The organism is Micromonospora sp. RTP1Z1 (assembly GCF_033804685.1).
GTDB lineage: Bacteria > Actinomycetota > Actinomycetes > Mycobacteriales > Micromonosporaceae > Micromonospora.
Window position 1 is genome coordinate 53,075 of record NZ_JAPFQV010000007.1, and the last position, 18,581, is coordinate 71,655.

Below are 18,581 nucleotides of genomic sequence, written 5' to 3' on the forward strand. Positions count from 1 at the left end.
GCGACCAGAAGCGACAGGCGATTCGCGCATTCCCGCGCGGAGCGCTCCTCTTCGAGTCCGCAACAAGTGCGGGTTCGACGTTCCGTCAAGGAGACGAAACACATGGCTATTGGCACCGTGAAGTGGTTCAACGCTGACAAGGGCTTCGGCTTCATCACCCCGGACGGCGGCGGCGCTGACGTCTTCGCCCACTTCTCGGCGATCCAGTCCTCCGGCTACCGGAGCCTGGACGAGAACCAGCGGGTCGAGTTCGAGGTGACCCAGGGCCAGAAGGGCCCGCAGGCGGAGAACATCCGCCCGATCTGATCTTCGGATCACCCAGCACCATCCACCGCGCCCTCAGGGTGTGGTGACGGGACCGGTCCGCCGCGCCGCCCCCCGCTCCGGCGGGAGCGGCGCGCTGCGGCGGACCGGCCCGTAACCCTTCGGTTCGTGCTTGTGAGTCCCGGTGGACAAGTCCCCGGTGACAGCGCCGTCTCGGCGCCCTCCCTCGACACGTGCCGCGTCGAGGAAGGCATTCCGCATGACCATGACCATTCCCACCTTCGCCGCAACTGGCCTGGCGCCGGAGCTGCTCACCGCGCTGGTCGCGCAGGGCATCACCGAGCCGTTCCCGATCCAGTCGGCGACCCTGCCGGACTCGCTCGCCGGCCGGGACGTGCTGGGCCGGGGCCGTACCGGCTCCGGCAAGACGCTCGCCTTCGGGCTCCCGCTGCTCTCCCGCACCGCCGGTCGTCGGGCCCGTCCTGGCCGTCCGCTGGCGCTGGTGCTGGTGCCGACCCGTGAGCTTGCCCAGCAGGTCACCACCGCGCTCGACCCGTACGCCCGGGCCCTCGGGCTGCGCTGCGCCACCGTGGTCGGCGGCCTGTCGCTGCAGCGGCAGGCGGACGCGCTGCGGACCGGTGTCGAGGTGGTCGTGGCCACCCCCGGCCGGCTGAACGACCTGGTCAACCGCGGTGACGCCCGGCTCGGTGAGGTCGCCATCACCGTGCTCGACGAGGCCGACCAGATGGCCGACATGGGCTTCCTGCCGCAGGTCACCAAGCTGCTGGAGCAGGTCGCCCCGAACGGCCAGCGGATGCTCTTCTCCGCCACCCTGGACGGCGGCGTGGACCGGTTGGTCCGCCGCTTCCTGAGCAGCCCCGTCACGCACTCGGTCGACCCCGGCACCGCCACGGTGAGCGAGATGACCCACCACGTGCTGCACGTCGACGCGGCGGACAAGCCCGACGCGCTGACCCAGATCGCCGCCCGCGAGGGCCGCACCATCCTGTTCATGGGGACCAAGCACCGCGCCGACCGGCTGGCCCGCCAGTTGCTCTCCAAGGGGGTACGCGCGGCCGCGCTGCACGGCGGCAAGTCGCAGCCGCAGCGCACCCGGATCCTCGAGCAGTTCCGCACCGGTCAGGTGACCGCCCTGGTCGCCACCGACGTCGCGGCCCGGGGCATCCACGTGGACGGCCTGGACATGGTGGTCAACGTGGACCCGCCGACCGAGGCGAAGGACTACCTGCACCGGGGCGGTCGTACCGCCCGGGCGGGGGAGTCCGGCACCGTGGTCACGCTGGTCCTGCCGGAGCAGCGCCGGGACGTGTCCCGGCTGATGAGCGTGGCCGGCATCAAGCCGCAGTCGACCCAGGTACGCCTCGGCGACGAGGCGCTGGCCCGGGTCACCGGCGCCCGCGAGCCCTCCGGGGTGCCGGTGACGATCACCGTGCCCCAGCCGGCTGCCGCCCCGCGTGGCGGGTCGACCCGGGGTCGTCGAGGGGCCGGTGGCGACGGTTCCCGCATGGCCGGCGAGATCAGCCGTGCCAACGGCGGTCGTTCGGCCGGCGATTCCGCCGAGGCGTCCGGCCCGCGTCCGGCGCACCGCACCTCCGGCCGCCGCCGTCGCCCTCAGCGCCCCCCGCATGGCCTGAGCCTCGGCGCGTAGCCCCGTCGTGTGACACCCGTCCCGCTCATGGCGGGGCGTCCTCGGATCGCAACGAAACGGCCCCTCCGGGGGCCGTTTCGCTTGTAGATCTCCCACGCGTTCTCGGTTGAGTCGGCAATCAGCGGGGGTTGCGTCCGATGGGTGACTGTCGTGGGCGCTCTCGTCGCCGAGGCTGGTACCCGGGGGAAGAGGTCGGGGCCGGGCGGCCGGGCGTGGGAGGGGTGATCATGGCGGGCGAGACCGACTCGGGGGCGCTGCGCGAGCTGCTGCTGGTCGCCGCGGTCGCGGTCGCGGGGCTGCTGCTCGCCGTGGTCGCGGCGTTCGGTCCCTGGCATCCGACCTCCGACGGCGCCGCCCGGGCCGGGCTGGTCGAGATGCACAGCCCGACCGGGCGGGTCACCGGGCCGACCGCGAGCTGAGCCGGGCCGACCCTGGTGCCGAGCCGCGTCGCCACCGCGGCTCGGCGGTCAGGGCGTCGCGGCGCGGTCCGTGAGCAGGTCGGCCAGGGTGGTCCGGTCGACCACCAGGGCGATCGCGCCGTCCACCGCCAGCCAGACGTCCCGCAGCCCGGTCGCCACCCCGTGGTAGCCGGCGCGGTCCGCCGGCAGACCCCGCACGCTGGTCAGCGATCCGCCCACCGCGCGCAGCACGTCACCCACGCTGATCCGGTCGGCGGGGCGGGTCAGGGCGTAGCCGCCCTCGGTGCCGCGGTGGCTGTGGAGCAGCCCGGCCCGCCGCAGGTCGAGCAGGATGCCCTGGAGGAAGCTGAGCGGGATGTCCTGGCTCTCGGCCAGGCTCGCCGCCTTGACCAGCTCGCCGCCACCGGTGGCCTCGCCGTCGGCGGACCCGGCGGTGTCGGCGACGGCGAGCATGGCCCGGAGCGCGTAGTCGGCTCTCGCGGACACGTACACGGGCTCAGTTACCGGCCTGGTCCAGCACGCCCCAGCGGCGCCGGATCGCCTTGTCGGCGGCGCTGAACGCGGCGTCCACCAGCAGACCCACCACCAGGATGACGATCATGATGGCCATCAGCCGGGGTGCGTCGGCGAAGTCCCGGGCGTAGGTGAGCTGGGCGCCGACGGAGGTCTTCTCGGCGATGACCACCAGCAGCTCGCCGGCCATCAGGCTGCGCCAGGCGAACGCCCAGCCCTGCTTGAGTCCGGCCACGATGGCGGGCAGCGCGGCGGGCGCGATGACGTACCGGTAGAGGTTCAGTCCCCGGGCGCCGATGTTGCGGCCGGCCCGGATCAGCAGCGGCGGCACATAGTCGACGCCGTGGATGACGCCGTTGGCGACCGACGGGGCCGCGCCGAGCACCACCACGAAGAAGATCGCCTGCTCGGTGAGCTGGAAGAGCAGGATCGCCAGCGGGAACCAGGCGATCGACGGCATGGTCTGCAGCGCGGTGATCATCGAGCCGAGCGCGGCCCGGAGCACCTTCACCCGGGCCACGCCCAGGCCGAGCAGCAACCCGACGGCGACCGCGGCGGCGAACCCGACGGCGGCCCGCCGGGCGGTGGTGGCGAGGCCGTCCCAGAGCGCGGCGCTGACCAGGTAGTGGCCGAGGTCGGCGAAGACCACGCCCGGCCCGGGCAGCGCCCACGGGTCCTTCCAGCCGGTCCAGACCACGGCCTGCCAGAGGCCGATGGTCAGCGCGAGGGCGGCCAGCTTGGGCCAGGTCGCGGACCAGAACCGGCGCAGCCGGGACGGTCCCTTCTCCCGGCCGGCGATCTCCAGCGCGTCCAGGCCGGAGATCTCCGCGTCGGTGCGCGGCGTCCCGGCGAGCGTGTCACTGGCCATGACGGCCCACCTCCGTACGCAGCCGGTCGGTGACCTCGGCGGCGATGGACGCGATCTCCGGGGAGTCGATCCGTCGGGGCCGGGGCACGTCGACCCGGGTGGAGTAGATGATCCGGCCGGGCCGGCTGGAGAGCAGGATGATCCGGTCGGCGAGTCGGGCGGCCTCGCGGACGTTGTGGGTCACGAAGAGCACGGTGAGCTTCCGCTCGGACCAGATCCGCTCCAGCTCGTCGTGGAGGATGTCCCGGGTCATCGCGTCGAGCGCGCCGAACGGTTCGTCCATCAGCAGCACCGGGGTGTCCAGGGCGAGGGTGCGGGCCAGCGCGACCCGCTGCCGCATGCCGCCGGAGAGCTGGTGCGGGCGCCTGCGGCCGAACTCGGCCAGGTGGACCGTACGCAGCAGCTCGGCGACCTTCTCCCGGCGTTCGGCCCGGCGCAGCCCGCGCAGCTTGAGCGGCGCCTCGACGTTGGCCTCGACGGTGAGCCAGGGGAAGAGGGCCGGCTCCTGGAACATCAGGCCAGGGTTGACCCCGTCGCCGAGGTCGATCCGGCCGCCGCTGGCCCGGTCCAGCCCGGCGACCAGGTTGAGCAGCGTGCTCTTGCCGCAGCCGGAGGCGCCGACCAGGCAGACGAACTCGCCGGGCGCGACGTCCAGCGACACCCTGTCCAGGGCCAGGACGGCGTTGTCGCCCTGGCCGTACACCTTGGTCACGCCCTGCAGTGCGACCGATCCGGTCGCGCTGCGGGGCGTCGTCGTGGTCGACGTCACGGCTGGCTGACCTCGGGCTTGCCCTCCGCCTGGAGCACCTCGTTGAGGAACTTCAGGTCGTAGAGGCCGTTCAGGTCCACCGGCTGGGTCAGCTCGACGGCGACCGCGTGGTCCAGGCCGGTCTTCAGCGAGGCCGCGATCGGGTCGTTGGTGAACTCCAGGGTGGGCCAGGCCTGCTTGATCAGCTTGACGTCCAGCGGCTTGCCGGTGATCTTGCCGATGTGTTCGGAGATGGCCTGCTGGGACTCGTCCGGCTTGGTGTTGACGAACTCGTTCGCCGCGACCTGCCCCTCGACCAGCTTCTTCACCACGTCCGGGTGGGCCTTGAGGAACTTGGTGCTGACGATCAGGTTGGTGATGACGAACTTCTTGTCCGGCCAGAGGTCGCGCTCGTCGACGAGGACCTTGCCGCCGGCGTTGACCAGCCGGGACACGAACGGCTCCGGCACCCAGGCGCCGTCGATCGCGCCGCTGGTGAAGGTCTCCACCGTCTGCGCGTTCTCCTGGGGGACGACCTTGACGTCGCCGCCGCCCTCCTTGGTGGTCTTGAGGCCCTTCTCCTTGAGCCAGTAGCGCAGCGCCACGTCCTGGGTGTTGCCGAGCTGCGGGGTGGCGATCTTCTTGCCGCGCAGCTGCTCCACCGTGGTGATGTCCGGCTTGACCACCAGGGCCACGCCGCCGGAGGCGGCGCCGGAGACGACCCGGACGGCTTCGCCCTTGGACTTGGAGAAGGCGTTCACGGTCGGGTTCGGACCGATGTACGTGGCGTCGAGCGCGCCCGAGAAGATCGCCTCGACCGCGGCCGGGCCGGCGTTGAAGGTCTTGGTCTCCAACGTGACGTCCTTGCCCAGCTTCTCGGCGAAGATGCCCTTCTCCACGCCGACGACCGCAGGGGCATGGGTGATGTTGGGGAAGTAGCCGAGGCGCAGCGTCACCGGGCCGGACTTGGCCGCGGTGTCGTCGCCGCACGCCGCCGTGGTGCCCAGCGTGGCCGCGCCGACGACGGCGAGGGTGGCGAGGGAGACCAGCCGACGGAAGGGGAGCCGTCTCATCGTCTATCCAATCCGCAGTATTCCTACTTAGTTGGTAGGAAGAGTGGGGCAGGGCGCGGCCCGCGTCAAGACCGATTCACGATCCGGGACGTCCCGTTCCCGAATTCTCGGTAATTCCCACCTGTTCGGTGGACTTCGCGGAGCCGGTCGGGCCAACCGCGGGACCGCCGTCCGGGCCGCCGCCGGAATCCGCCGGGCCCGCCGTCCACCGAGGCGCGGAGGAGCCGGGTACGCGGGGTGCCGACGCGCTAGGGTCGATCTCGTGCCGACGCGGAGAGCGAAGATTCCAGCGACGAAGTACCCGGTCGAGCGTTTCAGCCTCGACAACGGCCTGCGGGTGGTGCTCACCCCCGACCGCAGCGCCCCGGTGATCGGAGTGGCGGTGGTCTACGACGTCGGCATCCGCTCCGAACCCGAGGGGCGCACCGGATTCGCCCACCTCTTCGAGCACCTGATGTTCCAGGGCTCGGAGAACCTGGAGAAGCTGGCCCACTTCCGGCACGTCCAGGGCGCCGGCGGCACCTTCAACGGCTCCACCCACCTGGACTACACCGACTACTTCGAGACCCTGCCGAGCAACGCGCTGGAACGGGTCCTCTTCCTTGAGGCCGACCGGATGCGCGGCCCCCGGCTGACCGAGGAGAACCTGCGCAACCAGGTCGACGTGGTCAAGGAGGAGATCCGGGTCAACGTGCTCAACCGGCCGTACGGCGGGTTCCCCTGGCTGACCCTGCCGCCGGTCATGTTCGACACCTTCCCCAACGCGCACGACGGGTACGGCTCCTTCGACGACCTGGAGTCGGCCACCGTCGCCGACGCGGCCGACTTCTTCCGCCGCTACTACGCCAGCGGCAACGTCGTCCTGGCGGTCAGCGGTGACGTCGACGTGGCCGAGGCGACCGAGCTGATCGAGCGGCACTTCGGGGACGTGCCGACCCGACCCGCCCCGCAGCGTCCCGACTTCACCGAGCCCGACCTGACCGTCGAGCGGCGGACGTCGTACACCGACAAGCTGGCGCCGCTGCCGGCGGTGGCCGGGGCCTGGCGGGTGCCCGACCCGGTCGGCGATTTCGCCGGCTACCTGCCGTACGTGGTGCTGGCCGAGGTGCTCACCGACGGGGACGCGTCCCGGCTGGTCGAGCGGCTGGTCCAGCGGGACCGGACGGTGACCAGCCTCGGCGGCTACCTCGGCTTCATGGGTGACCCGTTCGACGTGCGCGACCCCACCGCGCTGCTGCTCCAGGCGCACCTGCCGCCCGGCGGCGACGTGGACAAGGTGCTGCGGACCGTCGACGAGGAGCTGGACCGGCTCGCCACCGACGGGCTCACCGAAGGGGAGCTGGACCGCACCCAGGCCCGGATGGCCACCCACCTGCTGCGGGACACCGACGCGGTGCTCGGCCGGGCGTTGCGGATGGCCGTGCTGGAACAGCAACGCGGCGAGCCCGGGCTGCTCAACGAGCTGCCCCGGCTGGTCGGGGAGGTCACCGACGAGCAGGTCCGGGCGGCCGCCGCCACCCTGCGGCCGGAGCGCCGCGCGTCCATCGAGGTCATCGCCGGAGGTGCCAGATGACGGCAACCGTGGAGACCGGGACGCGGCCGCTGCCGCCGCTCGGCCCCAACCGCGAGCTCAAGCTGCCGACGCAGGCCGAGCGCACCCTCGCCAACGGGCTCACCGTGATCGCCGTACGCCGGCCGGCCGTCCCGCTGGTGGAGCTGCGGCTCTGGATGCCCTTCGGGCGTACCGACCTGGCCGGCGGCGCGATGCTCGCGGAGACCGTGCTCTCCGGTACGGAGGCGATGACCGCCATTCAGATCGCCGCCGAGCTGCAGAAGGTCGGCGGCGGGCTCTCCGCCGGGGTCGACCCGGACCGGCTCATGCTCGCCGGGGCCGGCCTGGTCACCGGGTTGGATCGGATGCTGGAGATCCTCGCCGACGTGCTGACCGGCGCGACGTACCCGGACGAGGAGGTCGGCACCGAGCGGGACCGGCTGGTCGACCGGATCCAGGTGGCGCAGAGCCAGCCCGCGCACCTGGCCCGGACCGCGCTGCTGAAGCGGATCTACGGCAAGCACCCGTACGCGGTGCAGACCCCCGAACCGGACCAGGTCCGCGCGGTCCGGCCGCCGGCCCTGCGCACGCTGCACGCCGAGCGGGTGCACCCGACCGGCGCGGTGCTGGTGCTGGTCGGCGACGTGCAGCCGGAGCGCGCGCTGGACGCCGCCGAGCAGGCGCTCGCCGGCTGGGACGGCGGCGGGCACACCGCCGAGCTGCCGCCCGCCCCGCCGCTGGAGCCCGGCCCGCTGCTGCTGGTCGACCGGCCCGGCTCGGTGCAGTCGTCGCTGCGGATCGCGCTGCCGGCGGTTCCGCGTACCCACCCCGACCACGCCGCGCTGCAACTGGCCAACCTGGTCTTCGGCGGCTACTTCTCCTCCCGTTGGGTGGAGAACATCCGCGAGGACAAGGGCTACACCTACGGCCCGCACTCGCTGGTCGAGCACTCGGTGGCCGGGTCGGTGCTGGTCGCCGCCGCCGAGGTGGCCACCGAGGTGACCGGCCCGGCGCTGCTGGAGACCACGTACGAGCTGGGCCGGCTGGCGTCCCTGCCGGTGCAGCCGGAGGAGCTGGAGCAGGCCCGCCAGTACGCCCTCGGCACGCTCCAGCTCGGCATGTCGACCCAGGCCGGGCTCGCCTCGCTGACCAGCGCGTACGCCGGTAACGGGCTGCGCCTGGACTTCCTCGCCGAGCACGCCGCCCGGCTGGCGAAGGCGACCGTGGACGACGTCGCCGAGGTGGCGGCGCGCTACCTGGCCCCGGCGAAGGCGGTCACCGTCGTGCTCGGCGACGCCGAGCGGGTCGCCGGGCCGCTGTCGGCCCTGACCGCGGTGCGGACGGAGTCGGCGTGACCGGTGAGGTCGCCCCGCCGCTGGCCCGGTCCACGCTGGACCGGGCGGCGCACCGGCGTACCGAACCGGACTGGCTCGCCGAGGCGTGGGAGCGGGCCTTGGTGCTGGTGCTGGACTCGGCCGACGACGGCCGGGCGCTGGTCCGTGGTGAGGGCGCCCCGCCGGAGCTGGTGCTGGTCGGCGCCGGCGAGCTGCCCGAGGTACCCCGGTCGGTGCCGATGTTCCTCGGCGTCGAGCCGGACGGGGTGCCGGTCTTCGCGGTGGACGCGCCGCTGCCGGCGCTGCCCGGGGCCCGGGCGGTCAGCCTGCGCGAGGTGGGCCACCTCCTCGCCGACCGGGACGCCGGCATCTTCACCACCGCCCTCGCGCTGCTGAACTGGCACCTCCGGCACGGCTACTCGTCGTCCACCGGCCATCCGACCCAGGTGGACGAGGCCGGCTGGTCGCGGATCGACCCGGCCGGCGGCCGCGCCTGGCCGCGTACCGATCCCGCGATGATCGTGCTGGTGCACGACGGGGTGGCCGGGCCGGACGGGTGCTGCCTGCTCGGCAACAACGCCACCTGGCCGAGCACGCCGGGCCAGCGGCGCTTTTCCTGCCTGGCCGGCTACGTCGAGCCCGGCGAGTCGGCGGAGGCCGCCGTGCTGCGCGAGGTCCGCGAGGAGGTGAGCGTCGGAGTCGAGGAGATCGTGTACGCGGGCAGCCAGTCCTGGCCGTTCCCGGGCTCGCTGATGCTCGGCTTCCTGGCCCGCGCCGACGTCGACGCGCCGGTCCGGGTCGACCCGGCCGAGATCGCCCACGCCCGCTGGTTCACCCGGCGCGAGATCGGCGCGGCCCTGGCCGGGCGTCCGGTCGACGTGGGCGAGGGCAACCGGCTGGTCCTTCCGCCGCCCTCCTCGATCGCGCTCTTTCTGATCCACCGCTGGCTCGACGGCCACTGCTGACCACCGCACCCGGACGGCGGCGCCGGTCCGCCGATGTGGCGGGGTCCCGAGCCGTTACCTGGCCGACCCGGAGTTGATCAGCGGCGACCGGCGGGGCCGTGAGCGGTCCTTGACCCGGGGCTGGACGCGGTCCCGGCCCGTGACCGTCGTTGCCGCGAGGGTCACGGGCCGGGAACGCGGTCCGTCGTGGTCGGCTGGGGCAAGGAACACGGCGGGGGAGCCGGTCCGGCCACGACGGACGTCTGGCGGGGTCAGGCGCGGTCCCGGCGGTACGGGCGCCCGGGGTCGGGGTCGGAGATGGGGAGCACCTTGACCCGCTGCCGGCCGGAGCGGACCGCGCCCACCGTGGCGAGGGCCCGGGCCAGCAGCAGCGCGGCCTCGCGGTCGTCGGCGTGCACGACCTGGCGGCGCGGCTCCGGTGTGGTGGTCTCGTCCCGCAGCAGGCCGCCGCCGGCCCATGCGGCCGCGATGTCGATGTCTGCGGCGGTGCGGATGTCGGTGCGAACGATCAGGAACCGCATGGGTGTCCCCCGGACGGATCGCGACGAGCGAGTACGCGCTGGAATTTCCAGGTCACTCTGTCGACATGTTACGCCCGGTGGTCGTCCCAGCAAGTGAAACCCGATTATCTTTCCGGGCGTCGAGCGATCGGGGGACCCCTGGTCAGCACGGTTGTCGGGGGTGGACAGCGAGAGGGCCGCCGGCATCATGCCGACGGCCCCAGGGTCCTCACCGGATCAGGTCAGATCGAACCGACCGCTCTTCGCCCCGGCGATGAAGCCCAGCCAGTCGGCCCGGTTGAACAGCAGCACCGGGCCGCCCCGGTCCTTGCTGTCCCGCAGCGCGACCGCGGCCGGCCCGGTCCTCAGTGGAGCGACCTCGACGCAGTTGGAGGTCTGGCTGCGGGTGCTGGTGCGCCACGTCGCGTCGGCGAGCTCCTGGGCGAGGCCGGCCGGGCTGTTGCGGATCTCGTTCATGGTTCTGCTCCTGCTCTGGAGTGCTCCGATGGGGGCGAGTGACGCCGCAGGCCCGACGGACCCGTTCCCGCGCCGGGTCACCGGTCCGTCGTCAGGCGCCCCGAGTCGCGGCGGCGCTGGACCGGCGCCGTTGCCGGTCCGTACGCCACCGTGGGCTCGGGTGCCGTGTCGGTCAGCCGTCCCGCCGCCTCGATGAGCCAGGAAAGGGTGTCCGATGCGGAGAGCGCCGCCGAGCATAGCCACTCGAACGCCACTTTATAGCGATTTAGGGCGTTTGCCTCGGTTGACATGACGTCGGTGAAGCCACCTTCGATCGCGAGCGTCTCCGGATCGAGCGGATCGGCGAACCGGTAGACCGAGAAGGCGGTCGGCGGGAGGTACCAGTCGGCGATCCGGGTGTCCCGCAGCAGCAGGTGCAGCGTCACGTTCGGCAGCACGGCCAGCTCGCAGAGGTGCACGATCTGCTCGTGCAGCACCTCGGGCGGGCCGGCGCGCCGGCCGAGGGCCGCGTCCTCCAGGACCGCCGTGTAGCGGGGCGCGTCGGGGGAGCGGGTCAGCAACGACTGCCGGGCCTGCCGGGCGCGTACCTCGGTCTCCGGGTCGTCGCCGGTTTCCGGGTCGCCGGCCTGCTCGGCGACCTGGGCCGCGGAGATGATCCGGTGCCGGGCGTAACCCGGGGTCTGCAGCAGCCCGGGCACGATCACCGGGTTGTACTCCGAGATCTCCGCGCAGCCCGCCTCCAGCTCGGCGAAGCCGCGCTGCTGCTGGGTCATCACCGGGAAGTTGCGCAGCCAACCGCGCATGTCGCCGGCCTCCTGGGCGATCCCCAGCAGCTCCTCGTGCAGCTCGTCGGCGGCCCCGTAGAGAGCCAGCAGGTCCCGGACGTCGTCCGGGTCCGGGCGGCTGCGGCCGTTCTCCAGTCGGGACAACTTGGACGCGGAGGCCCAGCCGATCCGCTCGATGACCTGGTCCCCGGTGAGACCAGCTGCCTCGCGCAGCCGGCGCAGCTCGGTGCCGAGCCTGCGCCGGCGCAGGATCGGGCTCGGTGCGGCAGGAGGCACGGTGTCCTCTTCTCCGTCGACCGCCGCAGGACGCGACGGTAACTGTATGAAATTCGCCCCTTACGGTCAGTATGGACGGCGCGATCGGTGTCGGAGGTTCCGGCGAGGGCGTGTCTCGAGACAAAAAACGTGGAGAGGTGCCCAAGGGGCGGGGGAGATGGGAAGAGCGGCCGGCCCTCGTGGGGGCGGCCGCTCTTCGCAGGGTGCTGGTGGGTCAGGCGTTCAAGCTGGCGAGGTGCTGCTTGACCTGGGTGATCGAGGGGTTGGTGAGGGCGCTGCCGTCGGCGAAGCGCACGGTCGGGACGGTCTGGTTGCCACCGTTGACGGTCATCACGAACTCCGCGGCCTTCGCGTCCTGCTCGATGTCGACCACCTCGTACCCGATGCCCTCCCGGTCGAGCTGCGACTTCAGCCGGTGGCAGTAGCCGCACCACGAGGTGGAATACATCGTCAGCATGGTCAGGTCCTCCAAGGAGATAGCTCGGGCCCGGTCAGATCAGGCCAGGCTAACCGCTGCAACATCGCCGAGGGCTGGAATGATTCCTCGCTGTGGTGGTTCACTCAGCGGCGGAACGGGTGCTGGCCGGACTGGATCCGGAGCAGCGGTCCGCGGTGACCGCCCCGGCCGGGCCGGTCTGCATCCTGGCCGGCGCGGGCACCGGCAAGACCCGCGCGGTGACCTCCCGGATCGCCCACCGCGCGCTCACCGGTGGCATCTCCCCCCGGCACGTGCTCGCGGTCACCTTCACCGCGCGGGCCGCCGCCGAGATGCGGGCCCGGCTCACCGCGCTCGGCGTGACCGGCGTGCAGGCGCGGACCTTCCACGCGGCGGCGCTGCGCCAGGTGCGGTACTTCGCCCCCCGGCTGCTGGCGGGGCGGGCCATGCCGGAGCTGCTGGACAGCAAGGTCCGGGTGGTCACCCTGGCCGCCGCCAAGGTCGGCCTGCGGGCCGACCGGGCCGCCGCCCGGGACCTCGCCGGCGAGATCGAGTGGGCCAAGTCGTCCCTGGTCGAGCCCGCCGAGTACGTGGTGGCCGCGGCCAAGGCGCTGCGCGACACCCCGCACGAGCCGGCGAAGGTGGCCGAGGTCTTCGCCGCGTACGAGAAGCTCAAGCGCGGCAACGGCGTGATCGACTTCGAGGACATGCTGCGCGCCGCGGTCTGGGGGATCGAGGAGCACCCCGACGTCGCCGAGCAGGTACGCGGCCAGTACCGGCACTTCGTCGTCGACGAGTACCAGGACGTCAACCCGCTCCAGCAGCGGCTGCTGGAGGCCTGGCTCGGCGGGCGGGACGACCTCACCGTGGTCGGCGACGCCAGCCAGACCATCTACTCGTTCACCGGGGCCACCTCGTCGTACCTGGTGGACTTCCCCCGCCGGCACCGCGGCGCGACGGTGGTCCGACTGGTCCGCGACTACCGCTCCACCCCGCAGGTGGTCGGGCTGGCCAACGCGGTGATCTCGCAGGCCCGGGGCGCCGAGGCCCGGCTCCGGCTGGAACTGGTCGGCCAGCGCCCACCCGGTCCCGAACCGGAGCTGCGGATCTTCACCGACGAGCCGGCCGAGGCGTCGGCGGTCGCCGCCCGCTGCCGGGCGTTGATCGACGGCGGCACCCCGGCCCGGCAGATCGCGGTGCTGTTCCGCATCAACGCGCAGTCCGAGGCGTACGAGAAGGCGCTCACCGAGGCCGAGGTGCCGTACGTGGTGCAGGGGGCGGAGCGCTTCTTCGAACGGCCCGAGGTACGCCAGGCGATGGTCGCGCTGCGCGCCGCCACCCGTTCCATTCCGGGGGAGACCCCGCTGCCCGCCGCCGTCCTCGACGGGCTCTCCGCCGTCGGCTGGGCCCCCGACGCCGCCCCGGCCGGCGGCGCCGCCCGGGAACGCTGGGAGGCGCTCGCCGCCCTGGTCCAGCTCGCCGAGGAGTACGCCTCGACCCCCGAGGTGCTGCCGATCGGCGAGGCCGCCGCGGTGGAGCGGCCGGTGACGCTCGCCGACTTCAACGACGAGCTGGCCCGCCGGGCCGCCCAGCAGCACGTGCCCACGGTGGACGGGGTGACCCTGGCCTCGCTGCACTCCGCCAAGGGCCTGGAGTGGGACGCGGTCTTCCTGGTCGGGCTCGCCGAGGGCACCCTCCCCACCGGGTACGCGAAGACCCCGGAGCAGGTCGAGGAGGAGCGGCGGCTGCTCTACGTCGGGATCACCCGGGCCCGGGAATGGCTCTGGCTGTCGTACGCCGCGGCCCGCTCGCCGGGCGGACGGGCCCGGCGGCCGTCCCGCTTCCTACCCCAGCTCGACCGCTCGGGCGGTACCGAGCGGGCGGGCGCCGGCGCCGGCGCGGTCCGCCGGACCGAGCGGCGGCGGAACCAGATCGTCTCGTGCCGGATCTGCGGCGCCACCCTGCTCGCCGGGGCGGACCGCAAGCTGGGCCGCTGCCCGACCTGCCCGTCCGACATCGACGAGGGACTCTACGAGCGGCTGCGGGACTGGCGGCAGAGGGTGGCCGGCGCGCAGAAGGTCCCGGCGTACGTGGTCTTCACCGACGCCACGCTGACCGCACTGGCCGAGCGGCAGCCGGGGCGCACCGAGGAGCTGATCGCGATCGCCGGGATCGGCCCCCGCAAACTGGGTCTTTACGGCGAGACGGTGCTCGCCCTGGTGGGGGGCGCGGCGGTCGACGACGTCTGCCCGGAGAAAACTTTCGAAATCGAGTCGTAAATTCGTTTGCCCTCGCCCCACGGCGAGGAATAGCCTCAGGACACACCTTGGGAGCGGCGCTATTCCGGCTGCTCACAGGGTCGAGTCCATAGTCGGCACGAGGAACGTGAGGGAGGTGGCACCCGTGGAGATCTTCACCTATGAGCGTCCGGCGGCGATGCCAGCTGCCTGCGCTCCGCTGTCGGCCGTCCGGGCGGCTCTTGCCGCTGCGCGACCGTCGGTTCCGCAGGTGCACCAGGTCCGGGCTCAGGCCGAGCTGACCCTGACCGTTGCGCCCACCGGAATCCAGATCCCGGGGACCAGTGGCTTCACGGGCAAGGGCATCAATGTCGCCAAGAAGCGCATGGATGTCCGCGGCGTTCCACCTCGAGGTAGACCGGTCTGATCACCAGACCACCGGCTCACCTCGAGGCCGCGGAACCCGTTACCGGGATCCGCGGCCTCAGTTTTTTGCCCCGCCGAAGTACGTCGGAATTGCGATCCACGAGATCGATGTGAGAGAGAGGTGACCGGGCATGAGTCTGGCGTTGGCTCCGCTCGACGTGAGCGTCGAAGTGGAGGCGAACCTGCCCTGCCGGAAGTTCGACCCCGACCTGTGGTTCTCCGACTCGCCCGCCGAGCTCGAGCTGGCCAAGTCGCTCTGCGGGGACTGCCCGCTGCGCGTCGAGTGCCTCGCCGGTGCGGTGGAGCGGGCGGAGCCCTGGGGCGTCTGGGGCGGCGAGATCTTCGAGCGTGGTGCGGTCGTCCCGCGCAAGCGGCCCCGTGGCCGGCCGCGCAAGGAGGACCTCGCCCGTGACGCCGCACTGCGGGTCGAGGCCGAGGCGCGACTGGCGGCCAGTGGGCTGTCCGAGTCGCGGAACACGGTCCGGCTGGCAGCCTGACATGCACCCGATCCGTACCCAGGCCGGTCTCAAGCCGGTTGTCAGAGAGATGAATCAGATGCTGCACGTACCCAATGGAGCCGTCGAAATGCAACTACTCCACGAAGCGTTGTCCCGGGCCCGAATGCCCCGGCCTCAGGCCGGTCGCACCACCACGAGCACTGAGGCAACCCGTTCCGCCCGTACCGTCGCGATGAGCAGCCGCAACCAGTCGGCTCGCGACCTGGGCGTTCTCTAGTCCGTTCCGATCCGCGGGGGCGGGGGCCGCAAACGCCGCCCACCGCCCCCGCGACGTGTCCCGCCGGTCAGGCCACCGGTGCGAAGCCGGGCAGCCAGCGCTCCAGGATCGCCCGGTACGGCGCCTTCGCCTCCAACTGGCAGAGCACCCCGATCGAGCCCAGCGTCACCCGGTGGATCATCAGGTACGACGGGGGCAGGTTGAGCTGCCGGCTGAGCTGGAACGTCGGCGAGCGGGGGCTGGCCAGCCGGGCCGCCTCGGTCCGCAGCCAGGCCCGGGTGAACCGGAACTCCTCGGCGGCGATCGGCTCCAGCATCGGCCGGAGGAAGTCGAGCACCGCCTCGGCGTCGATCGGCTCGGTGGGGCTGACGAAGCCCTCCTTCCGCAGGCCAGCCACCACCCCTTCCCCGTCACCGCGCAGTGCCAGCGCGGCGATCCGGCCGATCGGCTCGGGGGTGCCCTCGGGCATCCGGGCGACCGCGCCGAAGTCGATCACGCCAAGCCGGCCGTCCGGCAGCAGCCGGAAGTTGCCCGGGTGCGGGTCGGCGTGCAGCAGCCCGGCCCGGAGCGGGGCGGAGAGGTGCAGCACCGCCATCAGCCGCCCGGCCTCGTCGCGCTGCTCCTCGGTGCCCTCCCGGATGATCGCGGAGAGCGGCGTCCCCTCGATCCACTCGGTGATCAGGACCCGGGGCGAGGAGTCGAGCACCTCCGGGATGAAGATCTCCGGGTCGTCCGCGTACGCCGTCGCGAAGGCGCGCTGCGACTCGGCCTCCAGCTCGTAGTCCAGCTCCTCGGTGATCCGCTCGCGCAGCTCGACCAGGAGCGGCTTGACGTCCAGCCCGGGCTGGATCGCCCGGAACATCCCGCCCAGCCGGGAGAGCTGCTTGAGGTCGGTGAGCAGAGCGTCGCCGGCGCCCGGGTACTGGATCTTCACGGCCACGTCCCGGTGGCGCGGGGCACCGGACGGTCCGTACCCGGGATCGCGCCAGACCGCGCGGTGCACCTGGCCGATGCTGGCCGCGGCGGCCGGAGTGTCGTCGAACTCCACGAAGCGCTCCCGCCAGTCCGGGCCGAGCTGCTCGGCGAGCACCTTGTGCACGGTCGCCGCGGGCAGCGGCGGAGCGGCCTCCTGGAGCTTGGTGAGCGCCTGCCGGTAGGGGGCGGCGATCTCCTCCGGCAGGGCCGCCTCGAAGACCGACAGCGCCTGGCCGAACTTCATCGCCCCGCCCTTGAGCTGGCCCAGGACGCTGAACAGCTGTTCCGCCGTGCGCTGCTGGATCTCCGCGGAGATGACGTCGGACGCCAGCCCGGTGACGCGCTTGCCCATCCCGAGGACGGTCCGACCGGCGAAGCCGAGGGGCAGAGCGGCGAGCTTGGCGGTCCGGGACACGGCCCGGCGCGGGATGTCGGTCACCCGGTCATTGTTACCGACTCGGGGGGCCCGCTGCTGCTACGAAGCCGGGAGCGGGTGGTTGTGAACCGGATCCGGCGACCTTCCGAGCATTCGCAGGACGGATGCGGGGACCAGACCCGGCGCCGGAAGCGGCCGGCGCCGCCCAGGTCGACCGCGCAGCCGAGCGTCTCCGGGGTGCCGCCGTCGAGGTGGGCCAGCGCCTCCGCCGCCGCGTACGCCACGGCGGCAAGCAGGGTGGTGGCGGCGCAGGCCTGGGCCGCGTCGTCGGCCGCGAGCTGGGCGGCGAGCGCGGGCCAGTCCGGGTCCCGGTCGACCCGGTGCAGGTCGAGGCAGTTCAGGCAGGGGCCGGCCGGTGGTCGGACGAGCGGGCCCACCACCGGCACGCCGCCGCGCAGGGCGACCAGGAGGTGGGGTTGGCGGCGCTGGGCGTACCGGGCGGCGAGCAGGGCGGCCGGCCGGTCCAGGCCGAGCTGGACGACCAGGTCGACCCGGCCGCGCCGGAGCGGCCGGGTCTCCGTGCCCGGCGCGGAGCGCCCGAGCAGGTCGCGGAGCGCGGCGGCCAGCGGCCGGCCCACCTCCGCGGCGGCCAGGCCGGTGCCGACCAGGTCGGCCGGGCGGACCGGGCCGGCCAGGTCGGGGTCCAGGTGGCCGACGCCGGCCTGGGCGAGCGCGATGGCCAGTGGGCCCCCGAGCCGGCCGACGCCGGTGACCAGCACCCGGGCGGCCCGACGGCGGCGCAGCACCTGGGCGGGCGTGCCGGGCAGCGCGGGCGCCGCCAGCGCCAGCGCCCCGGCCTCGGCGGCGAGCCGGGCCCGCACCGGTCCGGCGAGGTCGCGGGGGAGCAGGGTGTGCGCCGGTACGACGAGTCCGGCGGCGTGCAGCGTGTCGAGCAGGACGCGGGCCTCGTCGGGCGGCACGTCCGCCGTCGCCGCGCAGGCGAGGACGCCGCGTTCGCTGCGGGTGCCGTCCAGCAGGTCGAGCAGGCGGGCGGCCCGGGGGTTGGCCACCTCCAGCAGGACGGCCCGGCCGGGCTCCACCCCGAGTTGCAGGGTGTGCCGGTCCCGCCAGAGGCGGGTCAACCCCGGCAGCAGGGTGGGACGGGTCAGTGGGATCGGTCGGTCCATGACACGGATGGTGATCGTGTCCGTGCCCTCCGTCGATCGCTGTCCACAGGTGCGCCGGTCCCTGTCCAGCGCCGTCCACAGGAAAGGGCCGGTTTTCCACAACCAGCCGGTGATCCTGTCGGCGAGCCGACAGTCCGCTCCCGCCCCGGATGCGACACGGGGGAGGGGTGGCCACCGGCCACCCCTCCCCCGGGACCCGTACGGGTCAGACCTTGGCCTTGCCGAGAATGCGGTTCACTGTTGTCCCGCAGACCGGGCATTTGCCCTTGGCCATGTTCATGCCGGTCTTCGAGACCTCGATGTGCCCCTCGAAGTCCCGCTTCTCCTTGCACTTGACGCAGTAACCGTTGTAGGTCGTCTGGGCCTGGTCGGCCACGATAGCCCTCCTCGTCTCGTCCGCCGGACACGCCGTCCCAGCGGGTTTCCCGGCGGCGGGCCACGGCGGGCGCCGGCGCTGGGTCGTTCTCCGCGGTCACGCTCATGACCGCCGGTTGGCGGACCCTACCCAGGTACGGGCGGTTCCATGTCAGCTGTGCATCGACACTGTGAGGAAGTCGACGTCGAGAGTGTGCATGCCGAAATACGTCGGATAAGTCAGTTTGGCGGGGACACGCCGGGTGAAGGCGCTCAGATCCCCCTTCCGGCGGCCCCGGCGCGGCACTCCACCGGTTGATCACCTAACGTGGGTGGGGCCCGGAGGTGACGTGCCACGACCCGGGCCGGCCGCCACGAAGGGTGACCGGAGGCTGCCGCCCGGCCTCCGCAA

The 18,581-nt window shown here is 72.9% G+C and carries 20 protein-coding genes; 9 read left to right on the forward strand and 11 right to left on the reverse strand.

Features of this window, described 5'->3' with window-relative positions; translation table 11 throughout:
* Nucleotides 1-102 precede the first annotated feature (102 nt).
* The 3 genes from SLP03_RS05695 to SLP03_RS05705 all read left to right on the forward strand — a co-directional run bounded on the left by SLP03_RS05695 (nt 103) and on the right by SLP03_RS05705 (nt 2,352).
* Nucleotides 103-306: a cold-shock protein gene (locus tag SLP03_RS05695; protein ID WP_101369720.1), complete on the forward strand. Its 204-nt coding sequence runs from the start codon at nt 103-105 to the stop codon at nt 304-306.
* A gap of 217 nt (nt 307-523) precedes the next feature.
* Nucleotides 524-1,933, forward strand: coding sequence for a DEAD/DEAH box helicase (locus tag SLP03_RS05700; protein ID WP_319459454.1), 1,410 nt, complete (start codon nt 524-526; stop codon nt 1,931-1,933).
* A gap of 227 nt (nt 1,934-2,160) precedes the next feature.
* Entirely contained in the window at nt 2,161-2,352 is a 192-nt protein-coding gene (locus SLP03_RS05705) for a hypothetical protein (protein ID WP_319459455.1), read from the forward strand.
* A gap of 48 nt (nt 2,353-2,400) precedes the next feature.
* Here SLP03_RS05705 and SLP03_RS05710 read toward each other — a convergent pair whose 3' ends face one another.
* From SLP03_RS05710 to SLP03_RS05725, 4 genes are read right to left on the reverse strand one after another with little or no spacing between them, the layout of a single operon-like run.
* A complete protein-coding gene (locus SLP03_RS05710; protein WP_319459456.1) occupies nt 2,401-2,844 on the reverse strand; it encodes an Rrf2 family transcriptional regulator in 444 nt (147 codons plus the stop codon).
* Between the two features lie 4 nt (nt 2,845-2,848).
* On the reverse strand, nt 2,849-3,733 hold the full coding sequence (locus tag SLP03_RS05715) for an ABC transporter permease (protein WP_319459457.1): 885 nt from the start codon (nt 3,731-3,733) through the stop codon (nt 2,849-2,851).
* Nucleotides 3,723-4,502, reverse strand: a complete 780-nt coding sequence (locus SLP03_RS05720) for an ABC transporter ATP-binding protein (RefSeq protein ID WP_319459458.1) — start codon at nt 4,500-4,502, stop codon at nt 3,723-3,725. The genes SLP03_RS05715 and SLP03_RS05720 overlap by 11 nt, the downstream gene beginning before the upstream one ends.
* Nucleotides 4,499-5,554 (reverse strand): ABC transporter substrate-binding protein, encoded by a 1,056-nt coding sequence (locus tag SLP03_RS05725; protein WP_319459459.1) that lies wholly within the window; start codon nt 5,552-5,554, stop codon nt 4,499-4,501. The genes SLP03_RS05720 and SLP03_RS05725 overlap by 4 nt, the downstream gene beginning before the upstream one ends.
* Nucleotides 5,555-5,816: 262 nt before the next feature.
* Between SLP03_RS05725 and SLP03_RS05730 the strand changes: the two genes are divergently transcribed.
* From SLP03_RS05730 to nudC, 3 genes are read left to right on the forward strand one after another with little or no spacing between them, the layout of a single operon-like run.
* Nucleotides 5,817-7,127 carry a pitrilysin family protein gene (locus SLP03_RS05730; protein WP_319459460.1) on the forward strand — a complete coding sequence of 437 codons (1,311 nt, stop codon included), beginning with the start codon at nt 5,817-5,819 and terminating at the stop codon, nt 7,125-7,127.
* On the forward strand, nt 7,124-8,461 hold the full coding sequence (locus SLP03_RS05735) for a pitrilysin family protein (protein ID WP_319459461.1): 1,338 nt from the start codon (nt 7,124-7,126) through the stop codon (nt 8,459-8,461). Before SLP03_RS05730 ends, SLP03_RS05735 begins: the two co-directional genes overlap by 4 nt.
* On the forward strand, nt 8,458-9,405 hold the full coding sequence (gene nudC / locus SLP03_RS05740) for an NAD(+) diphosphatase (RefSeq protein ID WP_319459462.1): 948 nt from the start codon (nt 8,458-8,460) through the stop codon (nt 9,403-9,405). Before SLP03_RS05735 ends, nudC begins: the two co-directional genes overlap by 4 nt.
* 251 nt (nt 9,406-9,656) lie before the next feature.
* Here nudC and SLP03_RS05745 read toward each other — a convergent pair whose 3' ends face one another.
* The 4 genes from SLP03_RS05745 to SLP03_RS05760 form a co-directional block, all read right to left on the reverse strand.
* On the reverse strand, nt 9,657-9,926 hold the full coding sequence (locus SLP03_RS05745) for a hypothetical protein (protein ID WP_319459463.1): 270 nt from the start codon (nt 9,924-9,926) through the stop codon (nt 9,657-9,659).
* A 216-nt stretch (nt 9,927-10,142) separates the two neighbouring features.
* Entirely contained in the window at nt 10,143-10,382 is a 240-nt protein-coding gene (locus tag SLP03_RS05750) for a DUF397 domain-containing protein (protein ID WP_319459464.1), read from the reverse strand.
* Nucleotides 10,383-10,459: 77 nt separating this feature from the next.
* Entirely contained in the window at nt 10,460-11,443 is a 984-nt protein-coding gene (locus tag SLP03_RS05755; protein WP_319459465.1) for a helix-turn-helix transcriptional regulator, read from the reverse strand.
* A gap of 214 nt (nt 11,444-11,657) precedes the next feature.
* Nucleotides 11,658-11,900, reverse strand: a complete 243-nt coding sequence (locus SLP03_RS05760; protein ID WP_319459466.1) for a mycoredoxin — start codon at nt 11,898-11,900, stop codon at nt 11,658-11,660.
* Nucleotides 11,901-11,992: 92 nt separating this feature from the next.
* On the opposite strand from SLP03_RS05760, the gene SLP03_RS05765 reads away from it, so the two are divergent.
* The 3 genes from SLP03_RS05765 (at nt 11,993) to SLP03_RS05775 (ending at nt 15,039) form a co-directional block, all read left to right on the forward strand.
* Nucleotides 11,993-14,158, forward strand: a complete 2,166-nt coding sequence (locus tag SLP03_RS05765) for an ATP-dependent DNA helicase UvrD2 (RefSeq protein WP_319459467.1) — start codon at nt 11,993-11,995, stop codon at nt 14,156-14,158.
* A 124-nt stretch (nt 14,159-14,282) separates the two neighbouring features.
* On the forward strand, nt 14,283-14,543 hold the full coding sequence (locus SLP03_RS05770; protein ID WP_319459468.1) for a hypothetical protein: 261 nt from the start codon (nt 14,283-14,285) through the stop codon (nt 14,541-14,543).
* 130 nt (nt 14,544-14,673) lie between these two features.
* On the forward strand, nt 14,674-15,039 hold the full coding sequence (locus SLP03_RS05775) for a WhiB family transcriptional regulator (RefSeq protein ID WP_319459469.1): 366 nt from the start codon (nt 14,674-14,676) through the stop codon (nt 15,037-15,039).
* A gap of 305 nt (nt 15,040-15,344) precedes the next feature.
* Here the strand turns inward: SLP03_RS05775 and SLP03_RS05780 are convergent, their stop codons facing one another.
* The 3 genes from SLP03_RS05780 to SLP03_RS05790 form a co-directional block, all read right to left on the reverse strand.
* Nucleotides 15,345-16,691 (reverse strand): AarF/ABC1/UbiB kinase family protein, encoded by a 1,347-nt coding sequence (locus tag SLP03_RS05780; RefSeq protein WP_319459470.1) that lies wholly within the window; start codon nt 16,689-16,691, stop codon nt 15,345-15,347.
* On the reverse strand, nt 16,688-17,815 hold the full coding sequence (locus SLP03_RS05785; RefSeq protein ID WP_319459471.1) for a TOMM precursor leader peptide-binding protein: 1,128 nt from the start codon (nt 17,813-17,815) through the stop codon (nt 16,688-16,690). The genes SLP03_RS05780 and SLP03_RS05785 overlap by 4 nt, the downstream gene beginning before the upstream one ends.
* A gap of 205 nt (nt 17,816-18,020) precedes the next feature.
* A complete protein-coding gene (locus SLP03_RS05790; RefSeq protein ID WP_208869694.1) occupies nt 18,021-18,191 on the reverse strand; it encodes a DUF5679 domain-containing protein in 171 nt (56 codons plus the stop codon).
* Nucleotides 18,192-18,581: the final 390 nt, after the last annotated feature.

Excerpts from the sequence above, each read along its gene's own strand:
- SLP03_RS05695 (WP_101369720.1), top strand. The coding sequence starts at position 103 with ATGGCTATTGGCACCGTGAAGTGGTTCAACGCTGACAAGGGCTTCGGC.
- SLP03_RS05700 (WP_319459454.1), top strand. The coding sequence starts at position 524 with ATGACCATGACCATTCCCACCTTCGCCGCAACTGGCCTGGCGCCGGAG.
- SLP03_RS05705 (WP_319459455.1), top strand. The coding sequence starts at position 2,161 with ATGGCGGGCGAGACCGACTCGGGGGCGCTGCGCGAGCTGCTGCTGGTC.
- SLP03_RS05715 (WP_319459457.1), bottom strand. The coding sequence starts at position 3,733 with ATGGCCAGTGACACGCTCGCCGGGACGCCGCGCACCGACGCGGAGATC.
- SLP03_RS05725 (WP_319459459.1), bottom strand. The coding sequence starts at position 5,554 with ATGAGACGGCTCCCCTTCCGTCGGCTGGTCTCCCTCGCCACCCTCGCC.
- SLP03_RS05735 (WP_319459461.1), top strand. The coding sequence starts at position 7,124 with ATGACGGCAACCGTGGAGACCGGGACGCGGCCGCTGCCGCCGCTCGGC.
- SLP03_RS05745 (WP_319459463.1), bottom strand. The coding sequence starts at position 9,926 with ATGCGGTTCCTGATCGTTCGCACCGACATCCGCACCGCCGCAGACATC.
- SLP03_RS05750 (WP_319459464.1), bottom strand. The coding sequence starts at position 10,382 with ATGAACGAGATCCGCAACAGCCCGGCCGGCCTCGCCCAGGAGCTCGCC.
- SLP03_RS05760 (WP_319459466.1), bottom strand. The coding sequence starts at position 11,900 with ATGCTGACGATGTATTCCACCTCGTGGTGCGGCTACTGCCACCGGCTG.
- SLP03_RS05775 (WP_319459469.1), top strand. The coding sequence starts at position 14,674 with ATGAGTCTGGCGTTGGCTCCGCTCGACGTGAGCGTCGAAGTGGAGGCG.
- SLP03_RS05785 (WP_319459471.1), bottom strand. The coding sequence starts at position 17,815 with ATGGACCGACCGATCCCACTGACCCGTCCCACCCTGCTGCCGGGGTTG.